General features: G+C 61.6%; 1 protein-coding gene. It reads right to left on the bottom strand.

Annotated elements, in window-relative coordinates; translation table 11 throughout:
- The coding region (tnpC, locus tag BM315_RS24130) for an IS66 family transposase (RefSeq protein ID WP_090506230.1) at positions 1-1,119 on the bottom strand (1,119 nt) is incomplete at its 3' end.
- Positions 1,120-1,221: the final 102 nt, after the last annotated feature.

A 1,221-nucleotide genomic window follows, 5' to 3' on the forward strand; every position in this document is an offset into this window, starting at 1 on the left:
TTCGCGCTCGATGCCGTAAAGTTTGTTGATCATCCCCAACGCGATGTCGGCACGCCCGGTTTTGCCCTTGGGTTGCACCTTTTGCGCTTCGACGAACTTGCGCCGCGCCTGCGCCCAGCAGGCCAGGCGCTCGACACCTTGTTGTGCGGCCACGGCGTTGTAGCCGGCGTAATCGTCGGTCATCAGGTAGCCGCGATAACCGTCGAGCAGGCGCAGCGGCACCTCCTGCGCGCGGCTGGTGGTGTAGTCAAAGAGGATCACCGGTTTGCCAGGCGGGCCTCCGGTCTGCACCCACATCCAGGAGTGGCTGCTCGGATCGCGCCCAGGCTCCTTGAGCACCTGCACGCGGGTTTCATCGCAGTGGATCACCGGACTGTCCAGCAGCCTGTCGCGCATCAGGTTGAGCAACGGTTGCAGCAGTTCGCCGCACTGAATGACCCAGCGCCCCAGGGTCTGCCGGGGGATGTCGATGCCGTGGCGACTGAGCATCTTTTCGAAGCGATACAGCGGGATGCCATCAGCGTATTTGCTGGTCAACAGCATCGCCAGCACGCTCGGGCTGGCCAGGCTTTTCTCGAACAGTTGCGCAGGCTTGTCGGCGCTGAACGGGGCGCTTTCGCAGGCCTTGCAGGCGTAGGTCTTGCGGATGTGGCGAATTACCTGAACCTGCATCGGGATGATTTCCAGCTGTTCACTGGTTTCCTCGCCGATGGCCTGCTTGCGGTAACCGCATTCGCAGATCAGCTCGTGCTCGGGCAGTTCGTGGATGACCTCGACGCGCGGCAGCTCGGCCGGTAACGGCTGGCGCTTGCCGCGGCGTTTGGTCGGCGCGACGACTTCTTCCTCGACCTCAGCGGCCAGAGCTTCAGGCGCCGCTTCGGCCAGGCTTTCGGCCTCGTTGAATATCTCTAGCTGCGGTGAATCCGGGTCGCTGCTCTGCTCGGATTTTCGGCCGAACAGGCGCTGGATCAACAGCGCGTTTTGTTCGCGCAGGTGCTCGATCTGCCCGTCCTTGGCAGTTATTTCCTTGTCCTTCGAAGACATCTGCTCATGCAGCGACAGCAGAAGCTGCTTCAGCAAAATAGGGTCGTCAGGAAGGGTTTCGGGCACGGAAATCATGCCGTGGATTATACCGGCTCAGGTCACGAAACGCGGCGTCAAAACCTGGTGTGGGCGGTTGCGCCAGAGGTCGAAACCATCCAGCAGCCAGTTCAATTCCTG

It is taken from the genome of Pseudomonas borbori (assembly GCF_900115555.1).
Taxonomy (GTDB): Bacteria; Pseudomonadota; Gammaproteobacteria; order Pseudomonadales; family Pseudomonadaceae; genus Aquipseudomonas; species Aquipseudomonas borbori.